We start from the raw sequence: 19,265 nt of genomic DNA on the forward strand, positions 1-19,265 counted from the left end.
GCTCCTCGCCGTCGCCGACGACCTCCACCGCCGCTCCCAGTGGCCCCTGATCAGCGCCCCCGCCCTCCGTCACGGCGTCCTCGTCGCCGACGCGGCCGAGCACACCGCCCTCCTCGACGCCCTGATCGTCCAGGACCTGGCGGTCGTCCAGACCCTGGTACGAGAGCACTTCGCCGGATCGGAGTACTGAGCGTCCGGTACGACTAAGGTCGAAGGCGTCAGCAGCCCGCACCGCGTCACCCGTGAGGTGTCCCATGCCGTCCGCGATCCCGTCCCCGGTATGGGACGGTACGGAAGCCGAGGCCACCGCCCTGCTCGGCTGGCTCACCGATCCCGAGGCGCCCCGGCTCTGCCTCGTCACCGGCGCTCCCGGCAGCGGCAAGACGGCCCTCCTCCGCTGGCTCGCCGCGTACGGCCCGCGCTCCGGCCGCTCCCGCCGCCGCACCGTCCGGACGCTCGTCCCGCTCGCCGGGCAGAGCGCGCTCGGCGCGGCCTGGACCCTCGCCGACCGCCTCGGCGTCGTCGCCCGGTCGCCCGGCGACCTCGTCCACGCCCTCGCCACCAGCGAGGCGCGGCCCGCCGGCCGGACCGTCCTCCTCCTCACGGACCTCCACGCCGCCGCCGAACCCGCCGCGCTCACCCGGCTCATCGCGGAGCTCGCCGGCGTCGGAAGGATCCGGCTCGTGGTCGAGGCCCGGAGCGACACCCCGGCCCCCGCCGTCCTGCGCGCCGAACGCCGGGTCGCCGTCGTCGACCTCGACGGCGAACCGGAGACCGCCGACGGCGTCGTGGCGGAGCCCGCTCCGCCGCTGCCGGACCTCTCCGACCCGGCGTCCGTCTGCGCTGCCGACCCGCTGCTCGTCACCACGGCGTACGTCACCGGCGCCGCGCTCGCCGGGGTGCCCGGCACCCTCGACGGGCCCGAACCGTCCGCCCGGCCCGGCGAGGGCACCGCCGACGAACACGGCGGCCTGAGGACCGCCTGGATGCGCGCCGGACAGTCGCTCTGCCGTCAACAGGCCCCGGCGGAACGGGCGTTGGTCCTTCTCGCCGCGCTCGGCGACGGCGCGGACCCCCGGCTCCGCCCCGCGCTCGCCGAACTCGCGGAGGGCGCCCCCTGGCGGGTCCGGTGGGCCCGCCATCGCGGCGACCTCAACCCGCCCTGGCCCGGCCCGGTCACCGTGCTCGGCGCGGCGGGCGGCCCCCTGGAGGGCACCCTCCTCGTCGGCGACCCCACCGGCACCGTACGGCTCCTCCACGAGGCCGACGCGAGTCCCGTCGGGCGCCTCGCGCACAGCGTCCCCGGCCGGATCACGGCGCTCGCGCCCGCTCCCGACGGCACGGTGCTGCTCCTGGACGACCGGGGTCGGCTGCACTCCGTACGGGGTACGGCGCCCCGGCCCCCGTACCTGGAGCGGCTCACCGAGGCGGTCTCGGCGACCCTGGCCCGCCACCCGGGCACCGCCCTCGCGGCGATCGCCGGCTCGGTGGTGGTGGGGGACCGTCTCGGCTCCGTCCACGCCTTCGGCCTGACGGGCCTTCACCAGTCGGCCTCGCACAGCGGCCGGGTCACGGCCGTCGCCGCGGTCGAGTCCGAGACCCCGTTCGTCTGCTCCGGAGGTGCCGACGGGAGCGTCCGGCTCTGGACCCCGGGCCGCGACGCGCACCCCGAACCCCTCGCCGAACGCCCCTCGCCGGTCGTCTCCCTGCACGCGACCGAGACCCCGCACGGGCCGCTGGTCGCCGCGGCCTGGGCCGACGGCCTCGTCGAACTCCTCCGTCCCGAGGGCGGTCCGACGCTCTCCTTCCGTCCGGGCCCCCCGGTCCGCGCGGTCGCCGTCACCGGCGCCGGCTCCCTCCTCGTCGGCACCGACGAGAGCCTGGTGTGCCTCGTACCGAGGAGCTGACCGCGTGACGGTACGTCAGGTGGCGGCCCGGGGCGTCAACTGGGCCGACAGCCAGGTCGGCACCCCGCCGAGCAGCTGGAAGAGGCGCCGCGCCTCGGCGCGCAGTCGGCCCGCCTCCGGTTCGGTCTCCGTGGTCGCCAGGGCCGTGAGCGCCGGGGCCGTGCCCACCAGGTAGCCCAGCTCCTCGCGGATCCGCAGGGACTCCGCAAAGCCGTGCCGCGCCTCCGCCAACTCCCCTTCGCGCAGGGCGAGTCCGGCGAGGTGCCGCCAGGTGAAGGAGAGCAGCAGCGAGTCCCCCTGGGCGGTCGCCCCGGCGTGCGCCCTGCGGTACGCGGCGCGGGCCGCCTGCGGGGAGTCGCCGAGGTTCTGGGCGATGAGCCCGCGCCGGAAGTCCAGGAGCGGGCGCCCGGCGGCGGAGGGGCCGATCAGGGCCGCCGCCCGGCCCAGCGCCATCCGGGCCTCGTCGGCCCGGTCGCGTACGCCCAACAGCGTGGAGGCGTACGCGAGATAGCCGCGTTCACAGGCCGCGGCCCCGCGTTCCTCGTCGGTGCCGGCCACCGCCTCGGCCGCCCGGAGCGCCTCCTCGGCGTCGGCCCAGCCCTTCTCGGTGTAGAGGCAGCGCTCGATGAGCAGCGCCGCCCGTTCCAGTGCGGCCGCCGGTTCGTTCGCGTGCGGCGCGAGCAGCGCGGCCGCGTCCGTCCAGCAGCCTCGGGAGCGGAGCCGCCATATGGCGGTCTCCACGGGTGTCTCCTTGCCGTAGGCGAGGGACGGATCTTCGCCACCCCTTGATTCGGAACCAGACATGGCGGTATCCGCCACATTGCCCTCCCCGAGCGCGCCATCGAGCTGTTGAGTAGGACGGCATCTCAGCACGAACGGCAGTACCCGGCCAAGGGGTCGGGTGAAAAATTTCACAAACTCGCGGTGGGGTGAAGACCCCCGCCCCGACCCGGCCCGACGGATCGGGGGATCGCCGATCGGCCCGTGATCACGGCGGTGATCAGGCCCGGAATCGGTCCGCGGGGCCCCACGCCGAGGGCCCGCCGCGGCCCCGTTCGCCACACCTCCGGACTCGCCCGAAGGAGTGAATCATCGGGACCCCGTCGGGCCCTGGTGCTTCCGGTTCGGTTCACCCGAACGGCGTCAGCTCATCCGCAGCGCGAGGAAGAAGTCGAGCTTGTCCTCCAGACGGGAGAGGTCACGGCCGGTGAGCTGCTCGATCCGGCCCACCCGGTAGCGCAGCGTGTTCACGTGCAGGTGGAGGCGGGTCGCACAGCGGGTCCAGGAGCCGTCGCAGTCGAGGAACGCCTCCAGGGTCGGGATGAGCTCCGCCCGGTGACGGCGGTCGTAGTCGCGCAGCGGGTCGAGCAGCCGGGCCGTGAAGGCGCGCCGGACGTCGTCCGGGACGAACGGCAGCAGCAGCACGTGCGAGGCCAGCTCGTGGTGCCCGGCGGCGCAGACCCGGCCCGGGCGGGCGGCGGCCACCCGGCGGGCGTGCCGGGCCTCCTCCAGGGCCCCGCGCAGGCCCTCCGCCGACGCCACGGCCGCGCTGACGCCCAGCGTGAGGCGCCCGTCGCCGTCGAGACCCGAGGAGAGCGGCGCCCGTACGGCGGTGAGCAGCGCGTCCGCGTGCAGGCCGAGGGCGGGGGCCGGGCCCTCGTCCTCGCTCTCCGGCAGCGGGCCCGCGGCCAGCGGGACCAGGGCGATCGCCTCGTCGCCGCTGTGCGCGACCGCGATCCGGTCGGCCGACTCGGCGCCGACGGTCGCCGGGTCGACGAGGATCTCCTCCAGGAGCGCCTGCGCGACCGGCCCGCTGTCCACGGGGGCCTGACCGGCCTCCTGCTCCCACTCCACGCGGGCGACGACGACCTGCCAGTGCGGGGCGGTGCCGAGCCCGGGCAGCAGCACCGGGGCGGCGACCCGCAGCCGGGCGGCGATCTCGGCGGGCGCGGCGCCCGTCTGCACCAGCTCCAGGACCTCCTGGGCGAGCCGGCGCCGCACCGTACGGGCCGCGTCGCGCCGGTCCCGCTCGACGGCGATCAGCTGGGTGACGCCCTGGAGCAGGTCGAGCCGGGCGGCGGGCCACTCCCCGGCGTCCGCCTCGACGGCGAGCAGCCAGTCCGACAGGACCGTCTCGCGCACGTCCCGGGAGGCGGGCGCGGCGCCCCGGCCGGTGTTGCGGATCGGGAAGAGCGAGTACGTGGCTCCGGCGACGCTCAGCCGGTGCGGGCCGCGCCGGCCGGTCCGGGTGGCGGCCAGGTGCTCACCGGCCAGGGTGGCGGCGAGCCCGGCGTCCAGGGGCTCTCCCGCGCCCGCGATCTGGCGGCCGGTGGGGGAGAGGACCCAGGCCCGCAGGTCCAGGTCGGAGCCGAGGAGGTCGAGGACGACCTCGGGGCCGCCGCCCGCAGGTCCCGAGGTCATGAGCCGCCGGTGCCGGTCGACGACGGCGGCCAGGTCACCGGCCCGCTCGCCGGAGACCTGTCGAACAACATGCTCGGTGATCGTCGCGAACGCAACGGACTCGTTCACTGCGAACAGTGGGAGCCGGTGGCGCAAACACGCCTCTACGAGATCGTCGGGGACGGGGCCGAGCTCGGCCTCGCCCGCGGCCAGGGCGGCCACGCCGGCCGAGGCCAGGATGCGGACGAAGGGCTCGGAGTCGGCCGGCTCCGTCCGCCAGGCGAGGCCGGTCAGCACCAGCTCGCCGCCGGAGAGGTACCGGCTGGGGTCCTTCAGGTCCGTCGTCATCACGCCTCGGACGGTCCGGTCCAGCTCGTCCTCGCCGCCGAGCAGGCGCAGCCCGAGCGCGTCGTTCTCCAGCAGTGCGCGCAGCCGCATCGTGTCGCCGCCGTTCCTTCGTTCGGTGATGGTGGGAGTGTCGCGTTGTCGACGGTGGGGTGGTGCCACCGTTTCCAGGGGGAAACAGCGAGGTATCCGTTCCCCGCCTTTCGTTCGAATCTACAAGACGACGACGGGCACCAGCCAACTCCTTCATGTTTTCGGTGACTGCACCCGGGCGATCGTGGCTTGTGTACTAGGCCACACACCGCGTGAACAGCACATGAACACGATGTCGAGGGCCGGCCGTCCCCCCGGACCCACTAGCTCGACCCCCGATCACCAGAATCACTAGAAGAGAGCCACCATGGACTTCCTTCGCCCCGCCAGCTGGGAGGAGGCGCTCGCCGCCAAGGCCGAGCACCCCACGGCCGTGCCCATCGCCGGTGGTACCGACGTCATGGTCGAGATCAACTTCGACCACCGACGCCCCGAGTACCTCCTGGACCTGAACCGTATCGAGCTGCTGCGCGAGTGGGAGGTCGGCGAGGAGAACGTCCGCCTCGGCGCTTCCGTTCCGTACACGCAGATCATGGAGAACCTGCGCGCAGAGCTCCCGGGTCTGGCACTGGCATCGCACACGGTCGCCTCCCCGCAGATCCGCAACCGCGGCGGCGTGGGCGGCAACCTCGGCACCGCGTCGCCCGCCGGCGACGCCCACCCGGCCCTGCTCGCCGCGGGCGCCGAGGTCGAGGTCGAGTCGGTGCGCGGCAGCCGCTTCATCCCGATCGACGAGTTCTACACGGGCGTGAAGCGCAACGCGCTCCAGCCCGACGAGCTCATCAAGACCGTCCACATCAAGAAGGCGGACGGCCCCCAGCAGTACTCCAAGGTCGGCACCCGCAACGCGATGGTCATCGCCGTCTGCGCCTTCGGCCTGGCCCTGCACCCGGAGACCCGGACCGTGCGCACCGGCATCGGCTCCGCCGCGCCGACCCCGATCCGCGCCAAGGAGGCCGAGGCCTTCCTGAACGCGGCTCTGGAAGAGGGCGGTTTCTGGGACAACGGCAAGATCATCACCCCCTCGATCGCCAAGCAGTTCGCCGACCTGTGCTCGGCCGCCGCCAACCCGATCGACGACGTCCGAGGCACCGCCAAGTACCGGCGCCACGCCGTCGGCATCATGGCTCGCCGCCAGCTCGGCTGGACCTGGGAGCAGTACCGCGGCGCCGGCCGCACGCTTGAGGGAGCTGCATAACCATGCGCGTGAATTTCACGGTCAACGGTCGTCCGCAGGAAGCCGACGACGTCTGGGAGGGCGAGTCCCTCCTCTACGTTCTGCGTGAGCGCCTGGGTCTGCCCGGCTCCAAGAACGCGTGCGAGCAGGGCGAGTGCGGTTCCTGCACCGTCCGTCTCGACGGCGTGCCGGTCTGTTCGTGTCTGGTCGCCGCCGGTCAGGTCGAGGGCCGCGAAGTCGTCACCGTCGAGGGCCTGGCGGAGTTCGCCAGGCAGCGCGAGGAGCACGGCGGCTGCGCGAGCGGCGCCTGCGGCACCTCGATCGACGAGGCCAAGCGCTGGGAGGCCAAGCCCCAGGACTCGCAGACCGGCGAGGGTGTCGAACTCTCCCCGATCCAGCAGGCGTTCATCGACGCCGGCGCAGTCCAGTGCGGTTTCTGCACCCCCGGTCTGCTCGTCGCGGCCGACGAGATGCTGGAGCGCAACCCGTCCCCGACGGACGCGGACATCCGCGAGGCGCTCTCCGGCAACCTCTGCCGCTGCACCGGTTACGAGAAGATCCTCGACGCGGTCCGCCTCGCGGCCGCTCGCCAGGAGCGTCAGGGAGAGGCGGTCTGACGATGGCTCAGAACACACTTCCGGTGGGCACGCCCACCAACGTCACCCAGAACCACGTCAAGGGCGGCATCGGCGAGTCCACGCTCCGCCCCGACGGCACCCTCAAGGTGACCGGCGAGTTCGCCTACTCCTCGGACATGTGGCACGAGGACATGCTGTGGGGCCAGATCCTGCGCTCCACCGTCGCGCACGCCGAGATCGTGTCCATCGACACCTCCGAGGCCCTCACGATGGACGGCGTCTACGCCGTCCTGACCCACGAGGACCTGCCGGCCGCGAAGAACTACGGCATGGAGTTCCAGGACACCCCGGTCCTCGCCTACGGCAAGGTCCGTCACCACGGTGAGCCGGTCGCCCTCGTGGCCGCCGACCACCCGGAGACCGCCCGCCGCGCCGCCGCCAAGATCAAGATCGAGTACCGGGAGCTCCCGGTCATCACGGACGAGGCCTCCGCCCTCGCCCCGGACGCGATCCTGGTCCACGAGAACCGCGACGACCACCACTCCGGCCACGTCCCGCACCCGAACATCGTGCACCGCCAGCCGATCATCCGCGGCAACGCCGCCGAGGCCGCCAAGCGCGCCGACGTGATCGTCAAGGGCGAGTACACCTTCGGCATGCAGGACCAGGCCTTCCTCGGCCCCGAGTCCGGCCTCGCCGTACCGGCCGAGGACGGCGGCGTCGACCTGTACGTCGCCACCCAGTGGCTGCACTCGGACCTCAAGCAGATCGCCCCCTGCCTCGGCCTGCCCGAGGAGAAGGTCCGCATGACCATGGCCGGTGTCGGCGGCGCCTTCGGCGGCCGCGAGGACATCTCCATGCAGATCCTCGCCTCGATCCTCGCCCTGCGCACCGGCAAGCCGGTCAAGATGGTCTACAACCGGTACGAGTCCTTCTTCGGGCACGTCCACCGGCACCCGGCGAAGCTCTACTACGAGCACGGCGCCACCAAGGACGGCAAGCTCACGCACGTGAAGTGCAAGATCGTCCTCGACGGTGGCGCGTACGCCTCGTCCACGGCCTCGGTCGTCGGCAACGCCTCCTCCCTCTCGATCGGCCCGTACGTCGTCGAGGACGTCGAGATCGAGGCGATCGGCCTCTACACCAACAACCCGCCCTGCGGCGCCATGCGCGGCTTCGGCGCGGTCCAGGCCTGCTTCGCCTACGAGGCGCAGATGGACAAGCTCGCGGCCAAGCTGGGCATGGACCCGGTGGAGCTGCGCCAGCTCAACGCCATGGAGCAGGGCACGATCATGCCGACCGGCCAGGTCGTGGACTCCCCGGCCCCGGTCGCCGAGCTGCTTCGCCGGGTCAAGGCCCGCCCGCTGCCGCCGGAGCGCCAGTGGGAGACCGCCGGTGAGGGCGCGGACGTCCGCGCGCTGCCGGGCGGCCTGTCCAACACCTCGCACGGCGAGGGCGTCGTCCGGGGCGTCGGCTACGCGGTCGGCATCAAGAACGTCGGCTTCTCCGAGGGCTTCGACGACTACTCGACCGCCAAGATCCGCATCGAGGTCATCAACGGCGAGGCCGTCGCCACGGTCCACACCGCCGCGGCGGAGGTCGGCCAGGGCGGCGTCACGATCCACGCGCAGATCGCCCGCACCGAGCTCGGCGTCCAGCAGGTCACCATCCACCCCGCGGACACGCAGGTGGGCTCGGCCGGTTCGACCTCCGCGGGCCGCCAGACGTACATGACCGGCGGCGCCATCAAGAACTCCTGCGAGCTCGTCCGCGAGAAGGTCCTGGAGATCGGCCGGCGCAAGTTCGGCTCGTACCACCCGGCCTGGGCCAACGCCGAACTCCTCCTGGAGGGCGGCAAGGTCGTCACCGACGGCGGCGAGGCCCTCGCCTCCATCGCGGACGTCCTGGAGGACCAGGTCGTCGAGATCGAGGAGGAGTGGCGGCACCGTCCCACCCAGGCCTTCGACCTCGTCACCGGTCAGGGCGACGGCCACGTCCAGTACGCCTTCGCCGCGCACCGCGCGGTCGTCGAGGTGGACACCGAGCTCGGCCTCGTCAAGGTCATCGAGCTGGCCTGCGCGCAGGACGTCGGCAAGGCGGTCAACCCGCTCTCCGTGGTCGGCCAGATCCAGGGTGGCACCACCCAGGGCCTGGGCGTCGCGGTGATGGAGGAGATCATCGTCGACCCGAAGACCGCGAAGGTGCGCAACCCCTCCTTCACGGACTACCTGATCCCGACGATCCTCGACACGCCGACCATCCCGGTCGACTACCTCGAGCTGGCCGACCCCAACGCGCCGTACGGCGTCCGGGGCATCGGCGAGGCCCCGACCCTGTCGTCCACCCCGGCCGTCCTCGCGGCGATCCGGGCGGCGACGGGCCTGGAGCTCAACAAGACGCCGGTCCGCCCCGAGGCGCTCACCGGCACCCTGTAGGACTCTCCGGGCGGTGCGTGCCTCCCAGGAACGTCACACTTCCACCGCCCGCACCGCCCGGAGCACTCCCTCCACCGGAGTACCCGCACCACCCGCAGTACCCGCTTCACGGCAGTACCCCGTTCGTCTCGGGCCGTCCCCCGGGTCGTGCAGCCAACCAAAGATCCCAAATCCCGCAGCTTCACGTCAGAGCTTCGAAGTCTGATGCGGGTGCCCCTTTGAACCTTGGGAGTAGGCCCCATGACCCAGTCGTCTGTGGAGCCCAAGACCGCCGCTGAGGACGCGGGCTCCGGCTCGCGCAACCCCGCCGGGCGCTCTTGGCTCGACCGGTACTTTCACATCTCGGAGAGAGGATCCACCGTCGCGACGGAGATCCGCGGCGGCGTCACCACCTTCATGGCGATGGCGTACATTCTCCTGCTCAACCCGATCCTCCTCGGTGGCCCGGACGTCGAGAAGCACTCTCTCGCCACCTCCGCCGTCATCACGGCTACCGCCTTCGCGGCGGCGGTGACCACCCTGCTGATGGGCTTCGTCGGCAAGGTCCCGCTCGTCCTCGCGGCGGGGCTCAGCGTCTCCGGTGTGCTCGCGACCCAGGTCGTGCCCCAGATGACCTGGCCGCAGGCCATGGGCATGTGCGTCGTCTACGGTCTGGTGATCTGCCTCCTGGTGGTCACCGGTCTCCGCGAGATGATCATGAACGCGATCCCGCTGCCGCTCAAGCACGGCATCACCATCGGCATCGGCCTCTTCATCGCGCTGATCGGCTTCAACAAGGCCGGCTTCGTCGGCGCGGGACCGCAGTTCGGCCCGCCCATCACCCTCGGCTCCGGCGGCGAACTCGTCGGCTGGCCGGTCCTCATCTTCGCGGTCACCCTGCTCGCGATCTTCGCCCTCCAGGCCCGCAAGGTCCCGGGCGCGATCCTCATCGGCATCGTCGCCGGCACCGTCATCTCCCTGATCGTCAACGCCGTCGCCGACATCCCGGCCAAGGGCCCCGGCTCCTGGGCCAACGGCGCTCCCGAGCTCAAGGGCAGCGCGGTCTCCAAGCCGGACTTCTCGCTCTTCGGCGACGTCTCCTTCGGCGGCTGGGGCGACGTCGGCTTCATCACCGTCGGCGTCATCGTCTTCACCCTGGTCCTCGCCGGCTTCTTCGACGCCATGGCCACCATCATCGGCGTCGGCACCGAGGCCAACCTCGCCGACGACAAGGGCCGCATGCCCGGCCTCTCCAAGGCGCTGTTCATCGACGGCGCGGGCGGCGCGATCGGCGGCGTCTCCGGCGCCTCCGGCCAGACCGTGTTCGTCGAGTCCGCCACCGGCGTCGGCGAAGGCGCCCGTACCGGTCTCTCCTCGACCGTCACCGGCCTGTTCTTCGCGGCCTGCCTCTTCTTCACGCCGATCACCCAGATCGTGCCCCGCGAGGTCGGCTCCGCCGCCCTGGTCGTCATCGGCGCGATGATGATGATGAACGCCAAGCACGTGAACTGGGGCGACAGCTCCGTCGCGATCCCGGTCTTCCTGACCGTCGTCCTGATGCCGTTCACCTACAGCATCACCCCGGGTGTCGCGGCCGGCGTCATCGCCTACACCGTCATCAAGGTGGCGCAGGGCAAGGCGCGCGAGGTCGGCGCCTTCATGTGGGCCCTGACCGCGATCTTCATCGTGTTCTTCGCCCTCCACCCGATCGAGGGTTGGCTCGGCGTCAGCTGACACCCGACAATCACCCTCCGTACACACCCAAGGAGACCGACATGCTGGACATCGCCGAAGAGCTGCACCGGTGGGTCGAGCAGGGACGCACGTTCGCCGTCGCCACCGTGGTGGCGGTCGGCGGCAGCGCACCCCGGCAGCCGGGAGCCGCACTCGCCGTCGACAGCGACGGCACGGCGATCGGATCGGTCTCCGGCGGGTGCGTGGAGGGCGCGGTCTACGACCTGTGCGTCCAGGCCCTCGAAGACGGCAGGACCGTCGTCGAGCGCTTCGGCTACAGCGACGAGGACGCCTTCGCGGTCGGCCTGACCTGCGGCGGCATCATCGACATCCTCGTCACCCCGGTGCGCGGCGGGGTCTTCCCCGCCGCGCTGGCCGCCGCCGTCTCGGGGGAGGCGGCGGCCCTGGCGAGGATCGTGGACGGACCGGCGGACCTGTTGGGGCAGGCGCTGCTGGTACGTCCCGACGGCTCGTACGAGGGGAAGCTCGGCGGTCACCCCGAACTGGACCGCACCGCGGCCGCCGAAGCCCTCGCGATGCTCGACGCGGGCCGCACCGGCACCGTGGAGATCGGCGAGGACGGCAGCCGCTGCGGACAGCCGCTGACCCTCATCGTCGAGTCCTCCGTCCCCGCCCCCCGCATGATCGTCTTCGGCGCCATCGACTTCGCCTCCGCCCTCGTCCGGGTCGGCAAGTTCCTCGGCTACCACGTCACCGTCTGCGACGCCCGGCCGATCTTCGCGACGCCGGCCCGCTTCCCCGAGGCCGACGAGATCGTCGTCGACTGGCCCCACCGCTACCTGGAGTCGACCGAGGTCGACGGCCGGACCGTGCTCTGCGTCCTCACGCACGACGCCAAGTTCGACGTCCCCCTCCTCCGGGCCGCCCTGAGGCTTCCCGTCGCCTACATCGGCGCGATGGGCTCCCGCCGCACCCACGAGGACCGCAACGAGCGCCTCCGCGAGGTCGGCGTCACCGAACTCGAACTCGCCCGCCTGCGCTCCCCGATAGGCCTCGACCTCGGCGCGCGCACCCCCGAGGAGACCGCCCTGTCGATCGGCGCGGAGATCGTCGCCAACCGCCGCGGCGGCAGCGGCGTCTCCCTGACGGGCGCGCACACCCCGATCCATCACGAGGGTCCCCGCGAGCCGGACGGGCGCATAGGGTCGGTCGCATAGACATACGGTCGGTCGCGTAGTCGCCGGCCCCTCGCGCGCCCCGGAGCAGGACGAACCTGCCCCGGGGCGCGCTCTGTTGTGCCCCGCTCCTCTCTCGATACTTAATGCAAGCCAAAAGAAAAGCGGGTCCCATGGCTTGACCCCGATCCGGGCAGCCGTGAGCATCTGTTGCGGAGTGCGCGCTCCCCATCCCCAAACCCCCCTCGCACACGAGGAGTTCGAGCCATGCCCGCTGTCGGCACCCGCCTCGCGCCACCCCCACGTCCCAGACGCGCAACCGCCGCCACCCTCGTCACCGCGCTCCTCGCCGGTCTGCTCGCGCTCGTCGCCGCGCCTCCCGCCGCGGCCGCCCCCGTCCTGCTCTCGCAGGGCAGGCCCGCCACCGCCTCCAGTCAGGAGAACGGCGGCACCCCCGCGAGCGCCGCCGTCGACGGCGACCCGGGGACCCGCTGGTCCAGCGCCTTCGCCGATCCGCAGTGGATCCAGGTGGACCTGGGCGCCCCGGCCGCGCTCAGCAGGGTCGACCTGCGCTGGGAGACCGCCTATGGCAAGGCGTACCGCATCGAGCTCTCCGGCGACGGCACCGACTGGACGACCGCGTACAGCACCTCGAACGGTCCCGGCGGCAACGAGTCGCTGCCCGTCACCGGCACCGCCCGCTACGTCCGCGTGTACGGCACCCAGCGCGCCACCGGCTGGGGCTACTCCCTCTGGGAGTTCCAGGTGTACGGCACCGGTGACAGCGGCCCGGCTCTGCCCGGCGGCGGCGACCTCGGGCCGAACGTGCACGTGATCGACCCGTCCACGCCCGACGTACAGGCGCAGCTCGACGGCGTCTTCCGGCAGCAGGAGTCGGACCAGTTCGGCAGCGGCCGGCACGCCTTCCTCTTCAAGCCCGGCACCTACAACGGCCTCAACGCCCAGATCGGCTTCTACACCCAGATCGCCGGCCTCGGACTGCGCCCCGACGACACCACGATCAACGGCGACGTCACCGTCGACGCGGGCTGGTTCAACGGCAACGCCACCCAGAACTTCTGGCGCGGCGCCGAGGGGCTCGCCCTCAACCCGGTGAACGGCACCGACCGCTGGGCCGTCGCCCAGGCCTCCTCCTTCCGCCGCATGCACGTCAAGGGCGGGCTCAACCTCGCCCCCAGCGGCTACGGCTGGGCCAGCGGCGGCTACATCGCCGACTCCAGGATCGACGGCCAGATCGGCAACTACTCGCAGCAGCAGTGGTACACCCGCGACAGCTCGATCGGCGGCTGGTCCAACTCCGTCTGGAACCAGGTCTTCTCCGGCACCGAGGGCGCACCCGCGCAGGCCTTCCCCGAGCCGAAGTACACCACCCTCGACACCACCCCGATCTCCCGCGAGAAGCCGTACCTGATCTGGGAGGACGGCCAGTACAAGGTCTTCGCCCCGGCCAAGCGGACCGGTGCCCGCGGCACCACCTGGGCGAACGGCACCCCGCAGGGCGAGAAGATCCCGCTCAGCCGGTTCTACGTCGTCAAGCCCGGCACCACCGCCGCCACCGTCAATCAGGCACTCGACCAGGGCCTGCACCTGCTGTTCACGCCCGGTGTCTACCACGTCGACCGGACGATCACCGTGAACCGCGCGGGCACGATCGTCCTCGGCCTCGGCCTGGCCACGATCGTCCCGGACAACGGCGTCACCGCGATGCGCGTCGCCGACGTCGACGGCGTCCGCCTCGCCGGCTTCCTCGTCGACGCCGGAACCGTCAACTCGCCGACGCTCCTGGAGATCGGGCCGCAGAACGCCTCCGCCGACCACGCCGCCGACCCCACCACCGTCCAGGACGTGTACTTCCGCGTCGGCGGCGCCGGCGCCGGAAGGGCGACCACCGCCATGGTGGTCAACAACGACGACACGATCGTCGACCACACCTGGGTCTGGCGCGCCGACCACGGCGAGGGCGTCGGCTGGGAGACCAACCGCGCCGACTACGGCGTCCGCGTGTACGGCGACGACGTCCTCGCCACCGGACTCTTCGTCGAGCACTTCAACAAGTACGACGTCGAGTGGTTCGGCGAGCGCGGCCGCACGATCTTCTTCCAGAACGAGAAGGCGTACGACGCCCCGAACCAGGCCGCCGTCCAGGACGGCCCCTACAAGGGCTACGCCGCCTACCGCGTCGACGACTCCGTGACCACCCACGAGGGCTGGGGACTCGGCAGCTACTGCTACTACAACGTGGACCCGACGATCCGTCAGGACCACGGTTTCCGGGCCCCGGTGAAGCCCGGCGTCAGGTTCCACGACCTGCTCGTGGTCTCGCTCGGCGGCAAGGGCCAGTACGAGCACGTCATCAACGGCATCGGCGCCCCGACCTCGGGCACCGACACCGTGCCGTCCACGGTGGTCTCGTACCCCTGACCCCGACCGGGTGAGGCGGAGGGCGGCGCGCGCTCAGCGCGCCGCCCTCTCGCGCACGGTCGACGCCCACGCCGGCTGCTCCTCGGCCGGCTCCGCCTCGGCACGCCGGCCGCCCCGGGCGAAGAAGTCCGCGAGCGGCAGGATCGCCGCGCCGACCGTCACCGCGTCCGGGCCCAGGGTCCCCATGGCGATGTCGACCCGCGCCGCCGGGTACCTCAGGGCGTACTCGGCGGCGTACCCCTTCACCGTCTCCAGGAACCGGGCGCCGAGCTGGAGGCCCGCCCAGCCGCCGACGAGGATGCGCTCGGGCTGGAAGAGGTTGATCAGGTCGCCGAAGCCGGCGCCCAGGTACTCGGCGGTCTCCTCCAGGACCGCGACCGCCGTCGCGTCGGGCTCCGTGCCCGCGTCGGCGGGGTAGGCGGCCGCCAGCATCGAGGTGAGGGCCGTCTCCTCGTCCGCGCCCGCCGGGGGCCGCCCGCCCGCCTCGCGCCAGCGTTCGAGGAGGGCCTCGGCGCCCGCGTACGCCTCCAGGCAGCCCCGGGCGCCGCAGCGGCAGCGGCGCCCCCGGACCCGTACCGTCAGATGACCCCATTCGAGGGCCCGGCCGGGCCCCATCGGGTCGGTGACCACGCAGGCGCCGACGCCCGAGCCGAAGAGGACGACCGCGGCGCTGCGCGCGCCCCGGCCGGCGCCGAACCACATCTCGGCCTGGCCGAGGGTCTTGGCGCCGTTGTCGATCCAGTACGGCACCGAGGCCGGCAGGTCCACGCTCTCGCGGAGCAGCCGCTCCAGCGGGACCGCGTCCCAGCCGATGGTCTGGCCGTGCACGACCGCGCCCTCCTCGGCCGTACGGGCGACGATGCCGGGGACGCCGACGCCGACGCCGAGCAGGCGCCCGGCGGGGACGTCCGCGGTCCTGAGCACCTCCGCGATGCCCGCCCGCACGTGCTCGACGACGACCCCGACCTCGTACCGCTCATGGGGGTTCGGCCGGTCGACCGCCAAGGGGCGCTCGGTGCGGGCGAGTTCGGTGAGGGCGAGGTCGAACAGCTCGATCCGGACCCGGGTCTCGCCGACGTCCACGCCGATCATGCAGCCGCTGCCGGGCGTGATCCGCAGCAGGGTACGGGGGCGGCCGCCGGCCGAGTCGACGCTGCCGGCCTCCTCCACGAGGCCCTCCGCGACGAGCTCCGCGACCACGTTGCTGACGGAGCCGGAGCTCAGTCCGGTGGCGGGGCCCAGGGAGAAGCGGCTCAGGGGGCCGTCGAAGTACAGGCGCTGGAGGACGGCGGTGCGGTTCTCGCGTCGCAGGTCACGCACGGTGCGGCCGTTCCGCATGGTCACTTGGGCCCCCAGGTGAAGTAGTCCTGACCGCAAGATACCGCTGCCGGGACCCTTGACGCGACCTTCTCTTGAGGTTTAACTCACGTCCTGAAATAAGCCGGGGAGAGGCCGTCCGCGCCTTCACCTCCTGAACGCGGGACACGCCCACGGACCCTGCCCTCCCCAGCTCCCCGTCACTCCCCGAAAGGGCCATGAGGAGCCATGCGCACAATCAGAGCCGCGGCCGCCGGTGCCGTCACCCTCTCCCTCGTCCTCACCGCAGCCGCGTGCGGAGGCGGCTCCTCGGCCGACGACGCCGGCTCCGGCGGCGGCAAGACCCTCACCTACTGGGCCTCCAACCAGGGCGCGAGCCTGGAGGTCGACAAGAAGGTCCTCCAACCCGAACTCGACCGCTTCGAGAAGGAGACCGGCATCAAGGTCAAGCTGGAGGTCGTCCCCTGGTCCGACCTGCTCAACCGGATCCTCACCGCCGCCACCTCAGGACAGGGCCCCGACGTCCTCAACATCGGCAACACCTGGAGCGCCTCCCTCCAGTCCACCGGCGCCCTGCTGCCCTGGGACGCCGAGAACTTCGAGGCCATCGGCGGCAAGGACCGCTTCGTCGACTCCGCGCTCGGCTCCACCGGCGCCACCGGCCAGGACCCGGCCGCCGTCCCGCTCTACTCCATGGCCTACGCGCTCTACTACAACAAGAAGATGTTCAAGGACGCCGGCATAGCGAAGCCGCCGGCCACCTGGGACGAGCTGATCGCCGACGGCAAGAAGCTCAGCAAGGACGGCAAGTCCGCCATCGGCGTCGAAGGCGGCAACCTCGCCAACAACATCCACCAGGTCTTCGTCATGGGCAAGCAGCACGGCGCCGACTTCTTCACCCCCGACGGCAAGGCCGACTTCACCTCCGAAGGCGCCGTCGCCGCCGTCAAGCAGTACGTCGACCTCATGGCCGCCCACAGGATCGTCGCTCCCGGCAACGCCGAGTACGCCCAGAACCAGTCCCTCGCCGACTTCGCCAAGAACCGCACCGCCATGGTCCTCTGGCAGACCCCCGGCACCACCTTCCAGGCCCAGGGCATGAGCCCCGACGCCTGGGGCGTCGCCCCCGCGCCCGTCCCCTCCGGCACCCCCGGACAGGGCACGCAGATCAACTCCATGGTCGCCGGCATCAACCTCGCCGTCTTCAAGAACACCGGGAACAAGGACGGCGCCCTCAAGTTCGTGAAGTTCATGACCGGCGACCAGGAGCAGAAGACGCTCAACAGCGCCTACGGCTCCATCCCCCCGGTCAAGACCGCCCAGCAGGACCCCGCCTTCGACAGCCCCACCGTCACGGTCCTCAAGCAGACCCTCGCGACCAGCGCCGCCGCCCTGCCGCAGGTCCCCGAGGAGTCCCAGTTCGAGACCGTCGTCGGCACCGCCGTCAAGGAGCTCTTCGCCGACGCCGCCGCCGGACGCCCCGTCACCACCGAGTCCGTACGGGCCAAGCTCGACAAGGCCCAGCAGCAGATGCCCAAGAAGTGAGCCCGGACGCCACCATGACCACCACCGCCACCGAGAAGCCCGGCGGACGGAAGGACAGCGGCCGGAGCGTGCAGCGGCACACCCCCGGGGCGGCCCCGCGCCGCCGCCCCGGACGGCTCCGGGCCCGCGGACTGCCCTACCTGCTGCTCCTCCCGGCCCTCCTCCTCGAACTCCTCGTCCACCTCCTGCCGATGCTCATCGGCATCGTCATGAGCTTCAAGGAGCTCACCCAGTTCTTCATCCGCGACTGGACGGCCGCCCCCTGGGCCGGACTCGGCAACTACGCCGTCTCGGTCGACTTCGACGCCCCCGTCGGCGAAGCGCTCCTGACGTCGTTCCTCACGACCTGCCTCTTCACCCTCTGCTCCGTCGGCCTGTGCTGGCTCCTCGGCGCCTCGGCCGCCGTCTTCATGCAGGAGACCTTCCGCGGCCGCGGCTTCCTGCGCGCGCTCTTCCTCGTCCCGTACGCCCTGCCGGTCTACGCGGCCGTCATCACCTGGGCGTTCATGTTCCAGCGGGACAACGGCCTGGTGAACCACGTCCTCCACGACCAGCTCGGCATCGGCGACAGCCCCGCCTTCTGGCTCATCGGCGACAACGCCTTCGTCACCCTGCTCGTCGTCTCCGTCTGGAAGGGCTGGCCCTTCGCCTTCCTCGTCCTGATGGCCGGACTCCAGAACATCCCCCGGGAGACCTACGAGGCCGCCGCCCTCGACGGCGCCGGGATGTGGAAGCAGATCCGCCACATCACCCTGCCGTCCCTGCGGCCGGTCAACCAGGTCCTCGTCCTCGTGCTGTTCCTGTGGACGTTCAACGACTTCAACACCCCCTTCGTGCTCTTCGGCAAGGCGGCCCCCGAAGCCGCCGACCTGATCTCCCTGCACATCTACCAGTCCTCGTTCCAGACCTGGAACTTCGGCACGGGCTCGGCGATGTCGGTACTGCTCCTGCTGTTCCTGCTCGTCGTCACGGGCGCCTACCTGCTGCTCACGAACCGCGGAAGGAAGGCCACCGATGCCCCGTAGCGACCGGCCCCGCTCGCCCATGGCCGCCCCCCGCTCCTTCCTCTGGAGCCGCCGGATCTTCCTCACCCTCCTCACCGGCTTCGTCCTGCTGCCGGTGTACGTGATGGTCTCCAGCTCCCTCAAACCCCTCGCGGACGTCTCGGGGAAGTTCCAGTGGATCCCCTCCGGGCTCACCCTCCGCCCGTACGTCGACATCTGGCAGACCGTCCCGCTCGCCGACTACTTCGTGAACTCCCTGGTCGTCGCGGGCACGGCCACCGTCTGCTCCCTCGTCGTCGCGGTCTTCGCCGCCTACGCCGTCAGCCGCCACGCCTTCCGCGGCAAGCGGGTCTTCACCGTGACGGTGCTCTCCACCCAGATGTTCCCCGGCATCCTCTTCCTGCTGCCGCTCTTCCTCCTGTACGTCAACATCGGCAACGCCACCGGCATCACGCTCTTCGGCTCGCGCGGCGGCCTGATCCTCACCTATCTGACCTTCTCGCTGCCGTTCTCCATCTGGATGCTCATCGGCTACTTCGACGCCGTCCCCCGCGACCTCGACGAAGCCGCCAAGGTCGACGGCTGCGGCCCGCTCGGCGCCCTCTTCCGGGTCGTCGTCCCCGCCGCGATCCCCGGCATCGTCGCCGTCGGCGTCTACGCCTTCATGACCGCCTGGGGCGAGGTCCTCTTCGCCTCCGTCATGACCACCGACACCACCCGCACCCTCGCCGTCGGCCTCCAGGGCTACGCCACCCAGAACGACGTCTACTGGAACCAGGTGATGGCCGCCTCCCTCGTGGTGAGCGTCCCCGTCGTCGCCGGGTTCCTGCTCCTCCAGCGCTACCTCGTCACCGGCCTCACCGCGGGCGCGGTCAAGTGACGAACCCCCGGCCCGAAAGGACTTCCGTGTCTGCACCGCTCGACCTCGCCGCCTTCCCCCCGTCCTTCGCCTGGGGCACCGCCACCTCCGCGTACCAGATCGAGGGCGCCGTCGCCGAGGACGGCCGCGCCCCCTCCATCTGGGACACCTTCTCCCGCGTCCCCGGCGCGATCGACAACGGCGACCACGGCGACACCGCCTGCGACCACTACCACCGCTGGCCCGAGGACATCGCCCTCATGAAGGGCCTCGGCACGGACGCCTACCGGCTCTCCGTCGCCTGGCCCCGCGTC

The 19,265-nt window shown here is 71.9% G+C and carries 14 protein-coding genes and 1 pseudogene; 12 read left to right on the forward strand and 3 right to left on the reverse strand.

The window, feature by feature from the left end; all coding sequences use genetic code 11:
- Together CCN56_RS25345 and CCN56_RS25350 are read left to right on the forward strand one after the other, a co-directional pair.
- Positions 1-190, forward strand: a pseudogene (locus CCN56_RS25345) (hypothetical protein); the annotation flags it as partial.
- 64 nt (positions 191-254) lie between these two features.
- Complete coding sequence (locus tag CCN56_RS25350; protein WP_086830297.1) at positions 255-1,907, forward strand: hypothetical protein; 1,653 nt, start codon at positions 255-257, stop codon at positions 1,905-1,907.
- Between the two features lie 15 nt (positions 1,908-1,922).
- Here CCN56_RS25350 and CCN56_RS25355 read toward each other — a convergent pair whose 3' ends face one another.
- Complete coding sequence (locus CCN56_RS25355; protein ID WP_086830298.1) at positions 1,923-2,711, reverse strand: hypothetical protein; 789 nt, start codon at positions 2,709-2,711, stop codon at positions 1,923-1,925.
- Between the two features lie 339 nt (positions 2,712-3,050).
- Positions 3,051-4,745 (reverse strand): PucR family transcriptional regulator ligand-binding domain-containing protein, encoded by a 1,695-nt coding sequence (locus CCN56_RS25360; RefSeq protein WP_086830300.1) that lies wholly within the window; start codon positions 4,743-4,745, stop codon positions 3,051-3,053.
- A 307-nt stretch (positions 4,746-5,052) separates the two neighbouring features.
- Between CCN56_RS25360 and CCN56_RS25365 the strand changes: the two genes are divergently transcribed.
- The 6 genes from CCN56_RS25365 to CCN56_RS25390 all read left to right on the forward strand — a co-directional run bounded on the left by CCN56_RS25365 (position 5,053) and on the right by CCN56_RS25390 (position 14,226).
- Complete coding sequence (locus CCN56_RS25365) at positions 5,053-5,943, forward strand: xanthine dehydrogenase family protein subunit M (protein ID WP_086830302.1); 891 nt, start codon at positions 5,053-5,055, stop codon at positions 5,941-5,943.
- 2 nt (positions 5,944-5,945) lie between these two features.
- On the forward strand, positions 5,946-6,539 hold the full coding sequence (locus CCN56_RS25370) for a (2Fe-2S)-binding protein (protein WP_086830303.1): 594 nt from the start codon (positions 5,946-5,948) through the stop codon (positions 6,537-6,539).
- Positions 6,540-6,541: 2 nt separating this feature from the next.
- Entirely contained in the window at positions 6,542-8,935 is a 2,394-nt protein-coding gene (locus CCN56_RS25375) for a xanthine dehydrogenase family protein molybdopterin-binding subunit (protein WP_086830304.1), read from the forward strand.
- 240 nt (positions 8,936-9,175) lie between these two features.
- On the forward strand, positions 9,176-10,648 hold the full coding sequence (locus tag CCN56_RS25380) for an NCS2 family permease (RefSeq protein WP_086830305.1): 1,473 nt from the start codon (positions 9,176-9,178) through the stop codon (positions 10,646-10,648).
- Positions 10,649-10,689: 41 nt separating this feature from the next.
- Positions 10,690-11,826 (forward strand): XdhC/CoxI family protein, encoded by a 1,137-nt coding sequence (locus CCN56_RS25385; protein ID WP_086830306.1) that lies wholly within the window; start codon positions 10,690-10,692, stop codon positions 11,824-11,826.
- Between the two features lie 225 nt (positions 11,827-12,051).
- Positions 12,052-14,226 carry a discoidin domain-containing protein gene (locus tag CCN56_RS25390; RefSeq protein WP_086830307.1) on the forward strand — a complete coding sequence of 725 codons (2,175 nt, stop codon included), beginning with the start codon at positions 12,052-12,054 and terminating at the stop codon, positions 14,224-14,226.
- 33 nt (positions 14,227-14,259) lie between these two features.
- Here CCN56_RS25390 and CCN56_RS25395 read toward each other — a convergent pair whose 3' ends face one another.
- A complete protein-coding gene (locus CCN56_RS25395) occupies positions 14,260-15,570 on the reverse strand; it encodes an ROK family transcriptional regulator (protein WP_086830308.1) in 1,311 nt (436 codons plus the stop codon).
- Positions 15,571-15,771: 201 nt separating this feature from the next.
- Between CCN56_RS25395 and CCN56_RS25400 the strand changes: the two genes are divergently transcribed.
- From CCN56_RS25400 to CCN56_RS25415, 4 genes are all read left to right on the forward strand, one after another.
- Complete coding sequence (locus CCN56_RS25400; protein ID WP_086830309.1) at positions 15,772-17,088, forward strand: ABC transporter substrate-binding protein; 1,317 nt, start codon at positions 15,772-15,774, stop codon at positions 17,086-17,088.
- Between the two features lie 14 nt (positions 17,089-17,102).
- The gene (locus CCN56_RS25405) at positions 17,103-18,113 is read left to right on the forward strand and encodes a carbohydrate ABC transporter permease (protein WP_086830311.1); all 1,011 of its coding nucleotides are present in this window, start codon (positions 17,103-17,105) and stop codon (positions 18,111-18,113) included.
- Between the two features lie 19 nt (positions 18,114-18,132).
- Positions 18,133-18,972 carry a carbohydrate ABC transporter permease gene (locus tag CCN56_RS25410; RefSeq protein ID WP_086830310.1) on the forward strand — a complete coding sequence of 280 codons (840 nt, stop codon included), beginning with the start codon at positions 18,133-18,135 and terminating at the stop codon, positions 18,970-18,972.
- A gap of 26 nt (positions 18,973-18,998) precedes the next feature.
- On the forward strand, positions 18,999-19,265 hold a 267-nt coding region (locus tag CCN56_RS25415), incomplete at its 3' end, for a family 1 glycosylhydrolase (RefSeq protein ID WP_143664620.1).

Origin of the sequence: Streptomyces sp. NRRL B-24572, from assembly GCF_002156145.1 — a bacterium.
GTDB lineage: Bacteria > Actinomycetota > Actinomycetes > Streptomycetales > Streptomycetaceae > Streptomyces > Streptomyces vietnamensis.